The organism is Pseudomonas sp. LBUM920, assembly GCF_003852315.1.
Lineage (GTDB): Bacteria > Pseudomonadota > Gammaproteobacteria > Pseudomonadales > Pseudomonadaceae > Aquipseudomonas.
Genome location: NZ_CP027762.1, coordinates 4,939,706 through 4,954,897, shown reverse-complemented (window position 1 = coordinate 4,954,897; position 15,192 = coordinate 4,939,706). Strand labels below are relative to the sequence as shown.

The following is a 15,192-nucleotide window of genomic DNA, read 5'->3' as shown; positions in this document are numbered from 1 at the left end:
GTGTCAGGTATTTTTTATGTCGCTACGCGTCTGTATCCTGGAAACCGATATCCTGCGTCCAGGCTTGATCGATCAATACCAAGGGTACGGGCAGATGTTCAAGCGCCTGTTCTCCCAGCAGCCAATTGCTGCCGAGTTTGTGGTGTACAACGTGGTTCAGGGTGAATACCCGCCGGATGACGAGGCGTTTGACGCCTACCTGATCACCGGCAGCAAGGCCGATTCCTTTGGCACCGACCCGTGGATCCAGACCCTCAAAACCTACCTGCTTGAACGCTATGAACGCGGCGACAAGTTGCTGGGCGTGTGCTTCGGCCACCAATTGCTCGCGCTGCTGTTGGGCGGCAAGACGGAGCGCGCCAGCAAGGGCTGGGGCATGGGCATCCACGACTACAAGCTCAATGCCAAGGCGCCGTGGATGAGCCCGGTGGTGGAAGAGCTGACCTTGTTGATCAGCCATCAGGATCAGGTCACCAGCCTGCCGGAAAACGCTACCGTGATTGCCTCCAGCGATTTCTGCCCGTACGCCGCTTACCACATTGAAGACCAGGTGCTGTGTTTCCAGGGCCACCCGGAATTCATCCACGATTATTCCCGCGAGCTGCTGGAAATTCTTCAGACAACGTTGGGCGAAAAGATCTACACCAACGGCGTGGCCAGTCTGGCGCGTGACCACCACGGCGCAACCGTGGCGGAATGGATGATGCGTTTTGTGGCGCACAAGCCAGAAGCCGACGTGGCCTGAATCACGCTTGAGGCGGGGGCCGGCTGGCCGGCGGTGATTTACAACCAGCCCGACCGCTTGAAGCTGGCCCACAAACTGGTGCAGCCCACCGCAATAAACCCGAGCACCGCAAAGTAGCCGTAATGCCATTGCAGCTCGGGCATGTTCTGGAAGTTCATCCCATAAATCCCCGCCACCGCGGTGGGGAACGCCAGGATCGCCGCCCACGCGGCGAACTTGCGCTGCACCACGCTCTGGCGCGACGCTTCGAGCAATACACCAATCTCAATCGTCTGGCTGGCGATATCGCGCAAGGTGGTGAGGTCTTCCATCTGCCGTGTCACGTGGATCTGCACGTCACGAAAATACGGGCGCATGTTCTTGTCGATAAATGGGAAGCTCAGCTTTTGCAGTTCCTGACTGATCTCCACCATCGGCGCCACGTAGCGTTTAAGCCGCAGCACGTCGCGGCGCAGGCCGTGGAGGTTCTGGATATCACGCTCGCTCAGCGAGCTGCACAGCACGTTGCGCTCCAGCTCATCAATTTCGGCGTGGATCGCTTCGCTCACCGGCTGGTAATTCTCGGTGACGAAATCCAGCAGCGCATAGAGTACAAAATCTTCCCCGTGCTCCAGCAACAGCGGCCGCGCCTCACAGCGCTGGCGCACAAAGCCGTAGGACGCCGAGTGGCCGTTGCGGGCGGTGATGATGTAGCCGTTGCCGGCAAAAATATGGGTTTCGATAAACTCCAGCTTGCCGTTCTCGCGCACCGGTGAGTAGGTGACGATAAACAGCGCATCACCGAAGGTTTCAAGCTTGGGGCGGCTATGTTTTTCGAGGGCGTCTTCGATGGCCAGTTCGTGCAGGTTGAACTGGCGTTGCAAGTTGGCCAGCTCTTGGGCGCTGGGCTCTTCCAGGCCGATCCACACAAAGTGATCGGGCTTGGCGGCCCAGGCTGCGCCTTCATCGAGGGTGATATCAGTGACTTTCTTTCCGGCGCTGTAGACGGCCGCCGCAACAACTCTACCCATGGTGCTGATCGCTTCTTATTGGGAGGACAGGTGTTGGGCAGCTTAGCGTGAATGGCGTTCCCTTGTTGCTCATGCAGGCACGCTTTTTGTGGCGAGCACGCTTGCTTATGCGCAGGTGCCAAGTGCCCGCAAAAAATCACAAAGGCGCGGGTGCCCAAGCGGTCTGCAGTTCACGGTCCATCTGTGCAATACACGCATCCATCTGCTTCTGACACGCCTGCATCAACGCCGGGATGTCATCCGAAGTCAGTCCTACGGTAGGAATCGGCGGCAGCGAGCGAATGAGCACATCACCGCTGTCCCAGCGATTAAGCTGCATGTGCGTGACGTAGTTGCTGACACACACCTGCACGATTGGCACACCCGCCGCAATCGCCATATGAAACGCGCCTTTCTTGAACGGCAGCAGCCCTTTGCCCAAGTTGCGTGTACCTTCCGGGAACACCCAGATCGATGTGTCTTCATGCTGCAAAGTGCGCGTCGTGGTGAGCATCGCGCGCCGCGCCTTGTGCGCGTTGCCCCGGTCGATCAGCACATTGCCCGCCAACCAGAACAACTGGCCGAACAGCGGCACCCATTTCAGGCTTTTTTTGGCAATGCACACCGTGCGATGCGGCACCACCGTGCCCAGCACAAACAGGTCGTAGTTGGACTGATGGTTGGCGATGATCACGCACGTGCCGGGCTTATTACGCAGCGAGTCAACGTCCGCCCTCACGTTCAGTCGCAATATCCACATCGCAGGCAACCCATACAGGCGAGCGCACAAGCGACTGTTATCCGGGTTGAACGGCCGACAGATACCCAGCAGTACGCCCAGCACACCGGCAACCATAAAGTGCAGGCCCATCAACAACATACGTAACAGAAAAAGCATCGACACGGCCCATCGGGACAAAAGGTGGCGCAGTGTACGGATGTGCACTGTATTCGGCAATTGCCCCTACAGACGTAGGAGATAGGCGATGTTTAAGCACATGTTTCAACGTGTGCCGGCAACGCCCAGCTAGAGCGGTTTAAGAAGTGTCCGCTTTTTTTGTAAGAAAAAGCCCGACTCAAGGTCGGGCTTTGGCACAACTTGGGTAAGGCATCAGATCAGGTTATGGCCCTGATCCTGAATGATCGCGTCATCCAAGGCTTCCAGCAGTGCCTTGCGCACCTTCAACTTGGTGTGCTTATGGGCGTTCATGTTGATCTTCTTCAATTGGCGCGCCGCTTCCAGGGCCGCCGCGTGCAACTCTTCTGGCGCAACCACTTTATCCAGGAAGCCGGCTCCCAAGGCACCTTGCGGGTCAAACATTTCGGCATTGATGACCGACCGGTGAAACGCCGACTTGCGCAGACGATCCCGCGCCAACTCGATACCGGCGTGGTGCATGGTCATGCCGATCGCCACTTCATTCAGGCCAATGCTGAACGGGCCTTCCACACCAATGCGGTAATCGGCCGACAACAGCAGGAATGCACCTTTGGCCACCGCGTGCCCAGGGCACGCCACAATCACCGGGAACGGGTGCGACAGCAGGCGACGCGCCAACGTCGAGCCCGACGTCACCAGGCTGATGGCCTCTTTAGGTCCGGCCGTCATCACCTTCAAATCATAACCGCCCGACAGAATCCCCGGCGTGCCGGTGATGATCACCACCGCGCGATCCTTCTCGGCCTGATCCAGTGCCGCATTAAACTCACTGACCACCGCCGGAGAAATGGCATTCACCTTGCCGTTGCTCAAGGTCAGGGTCGCGATACCGTCTTCGAGGTGGTAGGCAATCAACTCACTCATGACGCGGTTCCTTGTAGGATTTGTTATAGATAGGCTGTTTATAGAAGCGCATGCGCAGACGTTACCCACCACGCCCGCCCCGGTAAAGCGCCGTGACTGACTACCCAGTCAGACTTTTCCCGCATCCCCAAGGGTAGACGGCCCGGAGCAGGGCGCAGCAGCCCCACCAAACGCGTACCGCAGATGCCCGAGAATGGCAGATTCACCGTCCCTCGCTGGGTGGGTAACGGCATAACCGTCTAAGCGCATGAAAATTCTGAAAAAAACCTTTGCCATCAGAAAGGCTTTCGACTACATTAGCGCGCCTCGACAGACTGAACTGGTTTGACGAGATACGGTGAAGTGTCCGAGTGGCTTAAGGAGCACGCCTGGAAAGTGTGTATACAAGAAATTGTATCGAGAGTTCGAATCTCTCCTTCACCGCCACATTAAGTAAACACAAACCCCTGATTTTCCTAGAGAAAGTCGGGGGTTTGTGGTTTCTGGTGTCTGGAAATTATCTCCATGGGACGGTGTGCTAGGTGGGTACATAAGTACAGCCAATAACTGAATTGGCAGGGCCGATCCATCTGCCGCTGACGACTTTGTCTATGTGTGACTGATCCCACCCAAGCGGCTATTCAGCTATCACAAGTCAGCGGCGTTCAGTCCTCAGTGCCCTTGCCCCCGGTGCGTCGTAAACCTACAACTACACTTTGTGCATCGAGCACTCTCAGGACAGCGCATGGATATCACAATTCATCGCAAGAAAGGCCTGTTTGATAGCGCTTATGGTCAAGCTATTGCGCTGGCAATCTTGTTTGACGGTAAGGTCGTAGGGCGCCTGGAAACGGGTGAAACATTATCTCTAGTCCTTCCGGATGCTTGCGGGACGTTGCAAGTCGGTCTGCTTGACCCCGCAAATTCGCCTTATGTAGGAAGCATGTCTGGTGCGCTCATATCGATCAGCAATGCTCAGAGCCTTACCCCGGGGCAAGCCGTTCAGGCTTTTTCGGTACGAACTCGCAAATGGGTGTTTTTTGATGTGCTGGGTTTGGCGGGCATAGCACCCTTTAAGCGCTGGGCGCTGGCGCTTGAGATAGATCGAAGTTAGAACGCTTCTGACAAACCGCAATTGACGGCAGTAGACCTTGGCCATGCGCCGCTTCGATTTGTAAACGGCAGGCCGTTATCAGCAAGGCGATAAAAGAACTTTATAGTGGCTGAACGCTGAATTCGAATAAGGCCGCTTATTTAATACAGGCCCTCACACGCTCGCTCGGTGAGAGAGCTTGTTTTGCGAGGGTTATCCCCATCTGCTTGGCAAATGACAAAGTCATTGATACTTGGATTGCTGTTTAAAAAAAACATCATTTTTTTAAAATAGCGCCACTCATATATTGATTCAAATCGCGAAAATCATTAACCGTCCAGGCATGGGGCGGCACCTTCACACCATTGTCCCGCAACGTTCTCGGAATCAAGTCTCCATTCGGCCGAAGTATTACCGACGATACAATAACGCCCGGATAATCACTCAGTCGTTTCTTGAAAGCAGGCGTTGTCAAATCAGGCGTAGGCGGATTGCTCTTATGCGCTAATGGTCCTGTTCCCTTGAGATCAGCGCCGTGGCACATGGCGCATCGCTGTAAGAACAGGTTTTTCCCATTGGTATTTTCCGCGAAGGACAGGGGCGTTTGGATGAGCGATAACATTCCCAGCGTAGCGATGAACACTATTTTCATTTTTATAAGGTCTTGTTGTTTGAGTCAGGGCTGAATCGAGGGGAATCCCGCAGGTGCCATTGCAGCTCAGTGTATAGGCGAGCCCTTGAATTCTAAAGCGAGGGACATGGCGTCAAATACGAGACAAACAAAACCCCCAGGTTTCTGCAGAGACCTGGGGGTTGTGGAGTTTGAAAGCGTAGCGTTCTTAGATTATGCGCGCGGCATGTCCATCCGCTGCGCAATGACATCCAGCAAGTCGCACCCGTCGCGCAGCGGAATTGAGCAGAGCAACGCAAAATCGCTGAGCACCACTGCATCACTACTTATCTCACTACGTAGTGCAAGGTTCTCAAGCACTTGGGTGACGGCCTGCAGCCGATAACTCGCGGCGTCGAGGAGTACTTCCAGCGGTGCAGTGGTATCGACAAAAAGTGCCGGTGTGGCGCTGTCGTTGCTGGTAAGGGCCATGTATTGGTTCATGAGTGACTCCATTAAGACAAAGATAAATAACCACGACGCTTTTTCACCCGCTACGGCCAAAAACGGCCGTTGCCTGGCATAGCGTTGTTTGCATTCCGTCTTGTAGTCGAGTCGCCAAACCCGGCCGCTCACACAGCGACCGAGCGACTATAAGGTTGGTCTTTGAAAAACAGGAGCGAGCTGCTTCCGAATGGGCTGTAGGACGTTGCTCAAATCGGTGCCTCAATGCCGATGCCGATGATGCACATCCGGAAAGTGCGCATGGCTATGCTTCATCACGCTGTGAACATGCACGTGACTATGTGGCTGCGCCGGGTCCCACTCCAACCCATGCTCATGCTGATGATGCTCATCATGCACGTGCCGATGCCCGTGTTCCGTCGCGTCATGCAGATGTTCGTGCGCATGCCGCTCTGTCAGGTGCAACCACACGCCCACGGCCATCAGCGCCGACGCAATCCAGAACGCCACCGTCACCGACTCCCCGAATGCCAACAGGGCAACCGCCGCCCCAAGGAACGGCGCCGTCGAGAAGTACGCTCCGGTGCGCGCACTGCCCAGCCCGCGCAAGGCCAGGACAAACATGACCAGGCTGATGCCGTACCCGAGAAACCCCACCAGCAAGATCGGCGCCAGCTGCGCCACACCCGGCATCTGCGCCCCGAGGTACAGCGCGAGGCTGCAGTTCACCGCCCCGGCAATCAAACCTTTGGCGCCGGCGATGAACAATGCGTCCGCCGCAGACACCTTGCGCGTCAGGTTGTTATCGATGCCCCAGCACAAACAGGCGACTGCCACGGCCACCGGCCCGAGCCAATCGTGGCTGGCGCCGCCGGCGTCGGACCAGGACAGCACCACGCCGCCCAGCACAATGGCGATCATCCCGAACACAATGCGCCGGTCGGCATTTTCTCTGAACACCCGCCAGGCGATGACGGCGGTCAACACCGATTCAAGGTTGAGCATCAGCGAGGCGGTCGTGCCGGCGGTGCGGGTCAGGCCGAACATCAGTGCCACCGGCCCGAGGATACCGCCGAACGCGATGGCGCCGATCAGCCACGGCCATTCCGCCGGGGTGAGCCCGGTGGGTTTCCAGCCATGATCACGGATCAGGCGCACGCCTGCGAGGCCGACGCCGCTGCCGAGGTAGAGCAGGCCGGCGAGCAGTATGGGCGAGAGGCCCAGGCCGAGGGTTTTGGCGAGCGGGGTGCTGGCGCCGAACAGCGCGGCAGCGGCGAGTGCGTAAAAGATACTGAGGTTCATGGGCCGTCCTCGAAGGTCTGGCCCATGATACGTCGCTTGTCGGGCTCAAGGCCCTGACAACTTCCTGCTTATTGCGCGGTTTTCAGCTTGATCACATCACCGGAGATTTTGGTGGTGTAACCGCTCAGCACCCAGGCCCAGAACCAGTTTTCCTGCACTTGGGTGTTGATCAGCGCGTCGCCGCCTTTGGCCTTGATGGCCGCAGTCTGGGCGCGCACGAAGCGGCTGTTCTGGCCGATCGGGATGACGCCGAACAACATGATGCCGGTAGCGCTGGCTTCACTGTGGCCCAAAACGGTGTATTGGCTGCTGTCGTACTGCGGGGATTTGATGGCGGTGCCGGTGCAGCCTGCGAGGGTAAAACCGAGAACAGCTGCTGCAACCACTTTACTGACGTACTTCACTGTGTAACTCCATGGACTGACCCTCGAGATTCAATTCTCGAGGGGGCGCCACTTTAATCTGCACAGTGGCAGATTGAAATCAATTGCCCGCAATTTCATCTCAGGCTTGCACGTAGACCCACGCTGTCAGGCCCGAAGCCAATGCCACTGATACACGCTTGTAGTCCGACACCTCGTAGGCATCGGCTGCCGCCAGTTCCTGCTCGTTGATCTGAAACACCATGCCTTCAACGCTGGCAGCCTGTTCTTCGGTCGGCGCGACAATCGGGTGGTGCGTCTTGCCGCTGGTGGCCAGCACTTCGGGGTCGGTGATTTCGACCCAGCTTTGCGAATAGCCGAGCATCGCGTCGTGCTGGCCGACCAGTTCCCGGCCAAAGTTGGCCAGTTGCACGGCCTTGTCTTGCAAGGTGCCGTAGGAAAACAACAGCACGGGGAATTGGGTGGAGTGTTCCATGGGTATTCCTTAAGCGAGTAGGTCTTCGTAAAAAGCGCCGTAGGGCTTGCTCGGGTGGGCAATCTGAATTTCCAGGATCCACAGCCCGGCGTTCGGGCAATGCTCGAAATCTCCCAGGTCACCGCCACGGTGGATCGCGTGAGGAAAGTCGCTGACGCGGTGGCCCTTGATGTCCAGGTTCAGTTGCCAGCCCATGGCCTTGGCGTGTTCCTCGGCGTAGCGGTACAGCTCAAGGCCTACGACCTGGTCATTTTTCCAGCGCGATTGTACGCGCTCGAACAGTACTTTGGCGGCGCTGGCGCAGGCGATCATTTCAGGGTCGTTGCCGGTGGTGAAGGTAGCGCCGGCGTCACCTTCGTGGCCTTGCCAGACGGCGCCCATGTCGATAAAGAAGATATCGTTTTCACCCAGCACCGGGTCGCCGTCCGAGCGCTGGTTGAAAGCCTTGAGGGTATTGGCGCCAAACCGCACCAGCAGCGGATGCCAGATGCGTTGCATGTCGAGCTCGGCAAGTACCTGTTTGCCCAGCTCACGCGCTTGGGATTCAAGCATGCCGGGGCGAATGCGTTGGGCGAGGTGGTCGATGGCTTGCCACGTCATGGCTTGGGCGTAGCTCATGGAGTCGATACTGTAGGCGGCGCCCACGGCTTCTTTGGGTTGTGCAGTCACCGGTTTCCCCTCGCATTGAACAGCATCAGGCGTTATGCGTTTTACTATATAGCGATGTGATGGCTGAACCCAACTCCGAAAACACCGCAGAGCCCATGTGGGAGCTGGCTTGCCTGCGACAGCGGTGGCACAGCAACATTAATGCTGCGTGACCCACCGCCATCGCAGGCAAGCCAGCTCCCACATTTTTGACTGTGTTCAGTCTGTCAGAGGTGCAACCACGCCAGGCCACCCAGCACCACGGCGACCCCGCCAGCGGTATAGGACATGCGTTTGAGCCACTCCTTGCGCGTCAGCAACGTAATCGCCGCCAACGAAATCGCGATCTGAATCGCCGTCATCGCCTGCGCCCAACGGTGATGCTGGTGCAGCGCCTCTTCGGATTTCTGATCCCATTCCTTGGAGGTCGCCTCAAGCTTTTCGGCCTGTTTGCGCACGTCTTCCTTCTGGCTCTTGTAACGCTCGATCTCATCCTTGTAATGCGCAGCGTCCACGCCGGGAATATGCGTGGCCAGTTCGGCCAGGTTCTGCCGGCTGGATTTGGCCTGGTAGTAGTTCCACTGGTTGGCGGCTTCGGTCTTGATGATGGCGGCGTTGTTCTTGTCCATCGCCGCCTCGCTTTCGGTGGAGCCGGCCTGGTAGCTGAGCATGGCGCCGAGGGTGGCCATCAGCGCGGTCATCACGGCGATGCGGCTGGCGAAATTGTCACCGCGCCCGTGCGCATGTTCGGTGGTGTGTTCGATGTGTTTTTCGTGGGGGCTGGGAACTTCGAAGGCTTCGGACATGGGGGCGTCTACGAACGGAATGAGGGAGACTGATTCTTTACCAACCAAGCTGTCTCAAGCCTGTACGTAATGCTGCAAACCTGCGACCAGCGCATCAAAGGTCACCCGGCAGCGCGGGCTGTTGCGCAGGTCTTCGTGCATGGTCACCCAGGTGTCCATCTTGAACGCGAAACCTTCAGGCAGCACCCGGTGCAGGCGTGGGTTCTGCTTGGCCAGTTGCACCTGGCAGCCGCCGATACCGGCACCCGCGCGGATCAGCGCCAGTTGCGCCAGGTCGCTGTCGCTGCTGATGGCGAAGGCGCTGCGTTCAAAGCCCTTGATGGCCAGGCTGCGGATAAACGCGTTCTCTTGGTCGAAACCGATCACGGAATGGCTGACCAAGTCCTGCATTTGAAGTGGGGTGCCGCGTTCTTGCAGGTAATCATCGCGGGCGTGCAGGCCCACTTCGATCAAGCCGACACGCCGCGCCAGCAATTGCTCCTGGCTGGGGCGGACCATGCGCACGGCGATGTCGGCCTCCAGTTGCAGCAGGTCGATCAGGCGGTTGGTCAGGATCAGTTCAACCCGCAGGTGCGGGTGCTGGCGGCGCAGCGCGGTGATGATCGGCGGCAGCACTTCCACGCCGATCACTTCACTGGCCGAGACCCGCACCACCCCGCGCACTTCATCGCCTTGAGAAGACGCCGCGCGTTCCAGGGCGGCGGCGGTGCGCTCCATGGTTTCAGCATGGGCGCGCAGGGTGTGCGCCACCGCAGTTGGCAACAGCCCCGTCGGTGAACGGGTAAAAAGCACCACGCCCAGCGCCGTTTCAAGCGCGGCAATGTGCCGACCGACCGTGGGCTGTGTGATGCCAAGCTGCCGTGCGGCCCCCGACAACGAACCTTCCTTGAGTACACCAAGGAACGATCGGTAAAGCTCCCAACCAATATTTGCGGCCATGCATAAATGTATAGCGGCTGGATGCTCTTCGGCAATTTATCTATAGCCACGCTGCACACAATATGGCCTCACCAACAACGTGGGAGAAGGTCATGGGAAAGGTTCTGGTACTGGGTGCAACGGGCGGAATTGGCGGCGAAGTGGCGCGGCAGATGCGTGCGGCGGGCTGGGAGGTGTGTGCGTTGACCCGGGATGTGGACAAGGCGCGGCGTGAGAACGCGGGCTTTTCCTGGATCAAGGGCGACGCGCTCAATCGTCAGGAAGTCCTCGCTGCCGCCCATGGCTGTGCGGTGATCGTGCATGCGGTCAACCCGCCGGGCTATCGCAACTGGGCTGAATTAGTGATGCCGATGATCGACAACACCGTGGCGGCGGCCATCGCCGAGGGCGCGACCATCGTGTTGCCCGGCACGGTCTACAACTTCGGTCCGGACGCATTTCCCGTGCTGCACGAAGACTCGCCGCAACACCCGCAAACCCGCAAGGGCGCGATCCGGGTGCAATTGGAGCAGCGTTTGCAGCAGGCTTCCCGCCAGGGCGCGCGGGTGTTGATCGTGCGGGCCGGGGACTTTTTCGGTGCCCGCGTGGCCAACAACTGGTTTGCCCAAGGCCTGGTCAAACCCGGCGAGCCGGTGCACGCCGTGAGTTATCCGGGCGCGCCGGGTGTGGCGCACCAATGGGCGTACTTGCCGGATGTGGCGCGCACCATGCTCGAGTTGATTGAGCGCCGCGAAACCCTCGAGGCGTTCGAGCGTTTTCATATGGCGGGGCACGTGGACACCGATGGCACGCAGATGACCCAGGCGATCCAGCGTGTGGTGCTGCGCAGGACGGGTCATCAACCCCGCGTAGGCCGCTTCCCGTGGTGGTTGATGAAACTCATCGCGCCCTTTGTCGTCACCGTCCGCGAGATGCTGGAGATGCGTTACCTGTGGCAAACCCCGCTGCTGCTCGATAACAGGCGACTGGTTGCGGCACTGGGGCAGGAGCCGCACACGCCGCTGGAACAAGCGGTGGAAGCCACATTGGCCGAGCTTGGCTGCCTGCCTACGCCCGTCTGATCAGGCGCACATACACCGCGAGGTTGATCAGCAACACCAGCGCGCCAAGCACCAGTTGAATGTTCGGAGTCAGCCCGGCCGGGTAGATCAGCGTGACGATGTAATGCTCGATAAACCCGCCGCCATAACCGTCCTGCCCGGCGAGGTGGCGAAACAGGTTTTCCCAGCGAGTCAGCGGGCAGGGCAGGTGAAACACTTCCACGGCCACGCCCCAGGCGGCAGCGGGCAAGTGCAGCCACATGACTGGCCGCCACTTGAGCGCCAGCAGCCCGCCGAACAGCACGAAGAGGATGAAACACAGGTGAAACAGCACCAGGCTGTCGGCGGCAACGCGATAGAACATGTGTGGGTTCGCTTTTAAGGTGGGCCCGTCTCAGGCGCCGAGTTGTGCTTGCAGGTAGTCGATAAACACGCGCAGTTTTTTCGGCGTATTAGTGCGGTTGAAGTAGTACAAATACAACGCGCTGTGCGTGATCCAGTCGCCCAATACTTCCACCAATTCACCGCTGCGCAAATATGGCTCGACGCTGGAGCGCGCCACATACGCGAAGCCGAAGCCGTCCAGTGCGCCCTTGATCATCAGTTCGATGTCATTGGTGGCCAGCCGGCCTTTGACCGTGACGCGCATCGGCTTGCCGTCTTTTTCGAAATCCCAGCGGTGCATCAAACCGGTCTGGGCACTGCGGTAGTTGACGCAGTCGTGCTCAAGTAAGTCGTGCGGATGGGTCGGGGTTTTGCGCCCCTGCAAGTAACCCGGCGTGGCGACGATGACAAAGCGCAGCTGCCGGGCGACCGGTATGACCACCATGTCCTCGGCGAGCACGTGGTCATAGCGGATGCCCGCGTCAAAGCCTTGGGCGACGATATCCACCAGGGCATTGTCCACGGCCACTTCCAGGTTGATCCCCGGGTGCGCGCGCAAGAAACCCTGCAGCAACGGTTGCAGCACCATCCGGCTGGCGGTGGAGGGCACGTTCAGGCGCAGGGTGCCACTGGCCTCGACGGTGGCGGCGGCGACGCTGTGCAAACTGGTTTCCAGCTCTTCGAGCAGCGGTGTGATTTTTTCCAGCAACTGCGCACCGGCTTCAGTGAGGCTGACACTGCGAGTGGTGCGATTGAGCAGGCGCACGCCCAGCTGTTTTTCCAGGGCGCCGACGCGCTGGCTGACGGTCGACACCGACAGGCTCACCGCATCGGCGGCCTGGGTAAAGCTTCTGGCGCGTGCAACCTGCAGGAACAGGCGCAATTGCTGAAAATCAGGCGTGTCCATTGTGTGGTTTTTCCGTAAGGGTCTTGTGGATTATGCATCTTTTTCACAAGAACGCTGGCGCGCATACTTTTTCTACACCCACGAGGAAGGCCCCTTCATGACCGATTCAACTGCAAAACCTGTCTGGTTTATCACCGGTTGTTCCACCGGTTTCGGCCGCCAATTGGCGCTGCACACCTTGAGTCTGGGTTACCCGACGGTGGTCACCGCGCGCAACCCGCAACAGGTACAAGATATTGTTGCCGGGCATGAAGACAAGGCACTGGTGCTGGCGCTGGACGTGACAGACCAGGCCCAGGTCGAGGCGGCCGTGCAGGCGGCTCAGGCCCGCTTCGGGCATATCGACGTGTTGGTCAACAATGCCGGTATCGGCTATTTCGGCGCGTTTGAAGAAAGCGACCTGGATGAAGTGCGCCGCATGTTCGAGATCAACGTCTGGGGCCTCAGCGCCATGACCCGTGCCGTGTTGCCGGGCATGCGCGCCCGTCGCTCGGGCACGGTGGTGAATATTTCCTCGGTAGGCGGGATTGCTGCGTTCCCGTCCTTGAGTTTCTATAACGCCACCAAGTTCGCGGTGGAAGGCTTGTCCGAGGCGCTCTCCCAGGAAGTCGCCCCGTTGGGCATCAAGGTGCTGCTGGTCGAGCCGGGCCCCTTCCGGACTGACTGGGCCGGGCGTTCAGCCAATGAGGCGCCTCACGCCATCGATGACTACCGCGACACAGCCGCGGCGCGTACCAGCCGCGTGCGTAACTACAGCGGCAAGCAGCCCGGTGACCCGGTGCGCGCAGCCCATGCCATCGTCAAGGCGGTGGAAGCCGAGCAACCGCCCTTGCGCTTGTTGTTGGGCAAGGCCGCGCTGGGTTTTGCGCGCACCAAGGTCGAGGCGTTGAGTGCTGATTTTGACGCCTGGGCCGCGGTCACTGAGGGCGCGGATTTCCCTGAGTAAGGCCTGAGGGGGAAGGGCTGTGGCGGTCGCAACGGTTGCTTGCAGGCAACCATGACCGATATTGTGCTGAATCCTTTTAGTCCTTCCCCCAAGGTTCTGTTGTGATGAATGCACCGCGTATTGCAGTCGGTCCAATCAAGGCCGTGATTTTCGATATGGACGGGTTGTTGCTGGACACTGAAGGCATCTACACCGAAGTCACGCAGATCATCGCCGAACGTTACGGTCGCACCTATGACTGGGGGATCAAGCAGCACATCATCGGCCGAGGTGCGCAGGACCTGGCCGACTATGTGGTGAAAGCGTTGGACTTGCCGATCACGCCGGCGGAGTTTCTGAAAATTCGCGAACCGCTGATGAGCGAACGTTTCCCCAAGGCCCTGGGCATGCCCGGCGCCGAAGCGCTGGTGCGGCACTTGAACGCGCATAACATCCCGATTGCGGTGGGCACCAGCTCGTCGCGTCATTCGTTTGGCCACAAAACCACGTTGCACCGTGAATGGTTTGGCCTGTTCGGCACCATCGTCACCGCTGACGACCCGGAAGTCGGCGCCGCCAAACCGTCACCGGATATCTTCCTCACCGCTGCGCGCCGCTTGGGCGTAGCCCCAGAAGATTGCCTGGTGTTCGAAGATTCACCGTTTGGCGTAACGGCCGCAAAAGCGGCCAATATGACGGCCATCGCCGTGCCGGATGAAGCCATGGCCGACAGCAAGTACGCGCATGCCGACCAGATCATCCGCAAACTCGCAGACTTTGACCTGGCCGCCTACGGCCTCCCACCCATGCGCTGACTCAACACCGTCAAAAAATGTGGGCGCTGACGGGCCTGCGATGGCGACCTGAGGACGCCATCGCAGGCCAGCCAGCGCCCACATTGGGTTGTGCTGTTCTCCAACCCCTTAGGCGCTGAAGCCACCATCGATGGTCAAGCTGGCACCCGTGATATACCCGGCTTCCGGCCCCGCCAGATACGCCACGAAACTGGCAATTTCCTCCACGTGGCCATAACGTCCCACTGCCATCAACCCGATCAATGTTTCGGCAAATTCGCCATTCGCCGGGTTCATATCGGTGTCCACCGGCCCAGGCTGCACGTTGTTAATCGTGATGCCACGCGGCCCCAGGTCCCGCGCCAAGCCCTTGGTCAGCCCCACCAGCGCCGCCTTGCTCATTGCGTACGGCCCGCCGCCGCCGAACGGCATGCGCTCGGCATTGGTGCTGCCGATGTTGATCACGCGGCCGCCTTCGCTCATATGTTTGGCCGCTTCCTGCGTGGCAATGAACACGCTGCGCACATTGATCGCCAGGGTCTGGTCGAAGTCTTCCAGCTTGAAGTCTTCCAGTGGCGCGATGGCCAGGACTCCGGCGTTGTTGACCAGGATATCCAGGCGCCCGAAAGCGTCGACGGTGGCGTTGACGGCGGCGCGAATCGCTGTGGCATCGGCGCTGTCGGCCTGTATCGCCAGGGCTTGGCCGCCTGCGCTGATCACGCTGTTCTGCAACGCTTCGGCTTTTGCGGCCGAGCTGACGTAGGTAAAGGCGACGGCTGCGCCCTGCGCGGCCAGGCGTTTGACGATGGCGGCACCGATGCCGCGGGAACCGCCTTGAATCAAGGCGACTTTGCCAGTGAGGTTGTGTGCAGTCATGTCGATCTCCAAGTAGTTGATGGGGTGA

Annotated in this window: 19 protein-coding genes and 1 tRNA gene; 6 read left to right on the top strand and 14 right to left on the bottom strand. The window is 59.2% G+C overall.

Going from position 1 to position 15,192, the window contains the following annotated elements:
• Positions 1 to 16 precede the first annotated feature (16 nt).
• On the top strand, positions 17 to 745 hold the full coding sequence (locus C4J83_RS22850) for an amidotransferase (protein WP_124418271.1): 729 nt from the start codon (positions 17 to 19) through the stop codon (positions 743 to 745).
• A gap of 38 nt (positions 746 to 783) precedes the next feature.
• Here the strand turns inward: C4J83_RS22850 and C4J83_RS22845 are convergent, their stop codons facing one another.
• The 3 genes from C4J83_RS22845 to C4J83_RS22835 all read right to left on the bottom strand — a co-directional run bounded on the left by C4J83_RS22845 (position 784) and on the right by C4J83_RS22835 (position 3,538).
• Entirely contained in the window at positions 784 to 1,755 is a 972-nt protein-coding gene (locus C4J83_RS22845) for a magnesium and cobalt transport protein CorA (RefSeq protein ID WP_058420797.1), read from the bottom strand.
• A gap of 136 nt (positions 1,756 to 1,891) precedes the next feature.
• Positions 1,892 to 2,632 (bottom strand): lysophospholipid acyltransferase family protein, encoded by a 741-nt coding sequence (locus C4J83_RS22840; RefSeq protein WP_124418270.1) that lies wholly within the window; start codon positions 2,630 to 2,632, stop codon positions 1,892 to 1,894.
• 213 nt (positions 2,633 to 2,845) lie between these two features.
• Positions 2,846 to 3,538 carry a crotonase/enoyl-CoA hydratase family protein gene (locus C4J83_RS22835; RefSeq protein WP_119742052.1) on the bottom strand — a complete coding sequence of 231 codons (693 nt, stop codon included), beginning with the start codon at positions 3,536 to 3,538 and terminating at the stop codon, positions 2,846 to 2,848.
• Between the two features lie 336 nt (positions 3,539 to 3,874).
• On the opposite strand from C4J83_RS22835, the gene C4J83_RS22830 reads away from it, so the two are divergent.
• Together C4J83_RS22830 and C4J83_RS22825 are read left to right on the top strand one after the other, a co-directional pair.
• Positions 3,875 to 3,964 (top strand) — tRNA-Ser (locus tag C4J83_RS22830).
• Between the two features lie 298 nt (positions 3,965 to 4,262).
• On the top strand, positions 4,263 to 4,631 hold the full coding sequence (locus C4J83_RS22825; RefSeq protein WP_124418269.1) for a hypothetical protein: 369 nt from the start codon (positions 4,263 to 4,265) through the stop codon (positions 4,629 to 4,631).
• A gap of 256 nt (positions 4,632 to 4,887) precedes the next feature.
• On the opposite strand, the gene C4J83_RS22820 is transcribed toward C4J83_RS22825, so the two are convergent.
• From C4J83_RS22820 to C4J83_RS22785, 8 genes are all read right to left on the bottom strand, one after another.
• The gene (locus C4J83_RS22820; RefSeq protein ID WP_124418268.1) at positions 4,888 to 5,262 is read right to left on the bottom strand and encodes a c-type cytochrome; all 375 of its coding nucleotides are present in this window, start codon (positions 5,260 to 5,262) and stop codon (positions 4,888 to 4,890) included.
• Positions 5,263 to 5,454: 192 nt separating this feature from the next.
• A complete protein-coding gene (locus tag C4J83_RS22815; RefSeq protein ID WP_124418267.1) occupies positions 5,455 to 5,724 on the bottom strand; it encodes a short-chain dehydrogenase in 270 nt (89 codons plus the stop codon).
• Between the two features lie 222 nt (positions 5,725 to 5,946).
• Positions 5,947 to 6,987 (bottom strand): DMT family transporter, encoded by a 1,041-nt coding sequence (locus C4J83_RS22810; protein ID WP_124418266.1) that lies wholly within the window; start codon positions 6,985 to 6,987, stop codon positions 5,947 to 5,949.
• A 68-nt stretch (positions 6,988 to 7,055) separates the two neighbouring features.
• Positions 7,056 to 7,391, bottom strand: coding sequence for a hypothetical protein (locus C4J83_RS22805; protein WP_106576263.1), 336 nt, complete (start codon positions 7,389 to 7,391; stop codon positions 7,056 to 7,058).
• A gap of 100 nt (positions 7,392 to 7,491) precedes the next feature.
• Positions 7,492 to 7,845 carry a gamma-glutamylcyclotransferase family protein gene (locus C4J83_RS22800; RefSeq protein ID WP_106576264.1) on the bottom strand — a complete coding sequence of 118 codons (354 nt, stop codon included), beginning with the start codon at positions 7,843 to 7,845 and terminating at the stop codon, positions 7,492 to 7,494.
• 9 nt (positions 7,846 to 7,854) lie between these two features.
• Positions 7,855 to 8,514 carry a M24 family metallopeptidase gene (locus C4J83_RS22795; protein ID WP_124418265.1) on the bottom strand — a complete coding sequence of 220 codons (660 nt, stop codon included), beginning with the start codon at positions 8,512 to 8,514 and terminating at the stop codon, positions 7,855 to 7,857.
• 206 nt (positions 8,515 to 8,720) lie between these two features.
• Positions 8,721 to 9,299 carry a DUF4337 domain-containing protein gene (locus C4J83_RS22790; RefSeq protein WP_119742060.1) on the bottom strand — a complete coding sequence of 193 codons (579 nt, stop codon included), beginning with the start codon at positions 9,297 to 9,299 and terminating at the stop codon, positions 8,721 to 8,723.
• Between the two features lie 54 nt (positions 9,300 to 9,353).
• Positions 9,354 to 10,238, bottom strand: coding sequence for a LysR family transcriptional regulator (locus C4J83_RS22785; RefSeq protein WP_124418264.1), 885 nt, complete (start codon positions 10,236 to 10,238; stop codon positions 9,354 to 9,356).
• A 92-nt stretch (positions 10,239 to 10,330) separates the two neighbouring features.
• Between C4J83_RS22785 and C4J83_RS22780 the strand changes: the two genes are divergently transcribed.
• Positions 10,331 to 11,299 (top strand): NAD-dependent epimerase/dehydratase family protein, encoded by a 969-nt coding sequence (locus C4J83_RS22780; protein ID WP_124418263.1) that lies wholly within the window; start codon positions 10,331 to 10,333, stop codon positions 11,297 to 11,299.
• Here the strand turns inward: C4J83_RS22780 and C4J83_RS22775 are convergent.
• The gene (locus tag C4J83_RS22775) at positions 11,286 to 11,642 is read right to left on the bottom strand and encodes a DUF2784 domain-containing protein (RefSeq protein ID WP_106576272.1); all 357 of its coding nucleotides are present in this window, start codon (positions 11,640 to 11,642) and stop codon (positions 11,286 to 11,288) included. The genes C4J83_RS22780 and C4J83_RS22775 overlap by 14 nt on opposite strands.
• Positions 11,643 to 11,672: 30 nt before the next feature.
• Positions 11,673 to 12,569 carry a LysR family transcriptional regulator gene (locus C4J83_RS22770; RefSeq protein ID WP_124418262.1) on the bottom strand — a complete coding sequence of 299 codons (897 nt, stop codon included), beginning with the start codon at positions 12,567 to 12,569 and terminating at the stop codon, positions 11,673 to 11,675.
• Between the two features lie 97 nt (positions 12,570 to 12,666).
• Between C4J83_RS22770 and C4J83_RS22765 the strand changes: the two genes are divergently transcribed.
• Positions 12,667 to 13,515, top strand: a complete 849-nt coding sequence (locus C4J83_RS22765) for an oxidoreductase (RefSeq protein WP_124418261.1) — start codon at positions 12,667 to 12,669, stop codon at positions 13,513 to 13,515.
• A gap of 104 nt (positions 13,516 to 13,619) precedes the next feature.
• Positions 13,620 to 14,309, top strand: a complete 690-nt coding sequence (locus C4J83_RS22760; RefSeq protein ID WP_106576275.1) for an HAD-IA family hydrolase — start codon at positions 13,620 to 13,622, stop codon at positions 14,307 to 14,309.
• Between the two features lie 108 nt (positions 14,310 to 14,417).
• On the opposite strand, the gene C4J83_RS22755 is transcribed toward C4J83_RS22760, so the two are convergent.
• Positions 14,418 to 15,164: a 3-oxoacyl-ACP reductase family protein gene (locus C4J83_RS22755; protein WP_106576276.1), complete on the bottom strand. Its 747-nt coding sequence runs from the start codon at positions 15,162 to 15,164 to the stop codon at positions 14,418 to 14,420.
• Positions 15,165 to 15,192 lie beyond the last annotated feature (28 nt).

Coding starts and splice junctions, on each gene's coding strand:
- C4J83_RS22850 (WP_124418271.1), top strand. CDS start 17: ATGTCGCTACGCGTCTGTATCCTGGAAACCGATATCCTGCGTCCAGGC.
- C4J83_RS22765 (WP_124418261.1), top strand. CDS start 12,667: ATGACCGATTCAACTGCAAAACCTGTCTGGTTTATCACCGGTTGTTCC.
- C4J83_RS22800 (WP_106576264.1), bottom strand. CDS start 7,845: ATGGAACACTCCACCCAATTCCCCGTGCTGTTGTTTTCCTACGGCACC.
- C4J83_RS22760 (WP_106576275.1), top strand. CDS start 13,620: ATGAATGCACCGCGTATTGCAGTCGGTCCAATCAAGGCCGTGATTTTC.
- C4J83_RS22790 (WP_119742060.1), bottom strand. CDS start 9,299: ATGTCCGAAGCCTTCGAAGTTCCCAGCCCCCACGAAAAACACATCGAA.
- C4J83_RS22825 (WP_124418269.1), top strand. CDS start 4,263: ATGGATATCACAATTCATCGCAAGAAAGGCCTGTTTGATAGCGCTTAT.
- C4J83_RS22770 (WP_124418262.1), bottom strand. CDS start 12,569: ATGGACACGCCTGATTTTCAGCAATTGCGCCTGTTCCTGCAGGTTGCA.
- C4J83_RS22775 (WP_106576272.1), bottom strand. CDS start 11,642: ATGTTCTATCGCGTTGCCGCCGACAGCCTGGTGCTGTTTCACCTGTGT.
- C4J83_RS22815 (WP_124418267.1), bottom strand. CDS start 5,724: ATGAACCAATACATGGCCCTTACCAGCAACGACAGCGCCACACCGGCA.
- C4J83_RS22845 (WP_058420797.1), bottom strand. CDS start 1,755: ATGGGTAGAGTTGTTGCGGCGGCCGTCTACAGCGCCGGAAAGAAAGTC.
- C4J83_RS22780 (WP_124418263.1), top strand. CDS start 10,331: ATGGGAAAGGTTCTGGTACTGGGTGCAACGGGCGGAATTGGCGGCGAA.
- C4J83_RS22820 (WP_124418268.1), bottom strand. CDS start 5,262: ATGAAAATAGTGTTCATCGCTACGCTGGGAATGTTATCGCTCATCCAA.
- C4J83_RS22785 (WP_124418264.1), bottom strand. CDS start 10,238: ATGGCCGCAAATATTGGTTGGGAGCTTTACCGATCGTTCCTTGGTGTA.
- C4J83_RS22840 (WP_124418270.1), bottom strand. CDS start 2,632: ATGCTTTTTCTGTTACGTATGTTGTTGATGGGCCTGCACTTTATGGTT.
- C4J83_RS22755 (WP_106576276.1), bottom strand. CDS start 15,164: ATGACTGCACACAACCTCACTGGCAAAGTCGCCTTGATTCAAGGCGGT.
- C4J83_RS22835 (WP_119742052.1), bottom strand. CDS start 3,538: ATGAGTGAGTTGATTGCCTACCACCTCGAAGACGGTATCGCGACCCTG.
- C4J83_RS22810 (WP_124418266.1), bottom strand. CDS start 6,987: ATGAACCTCAGTATCTTTTACGCACTCGCCGCTGCCGCGCTGTTCGGC.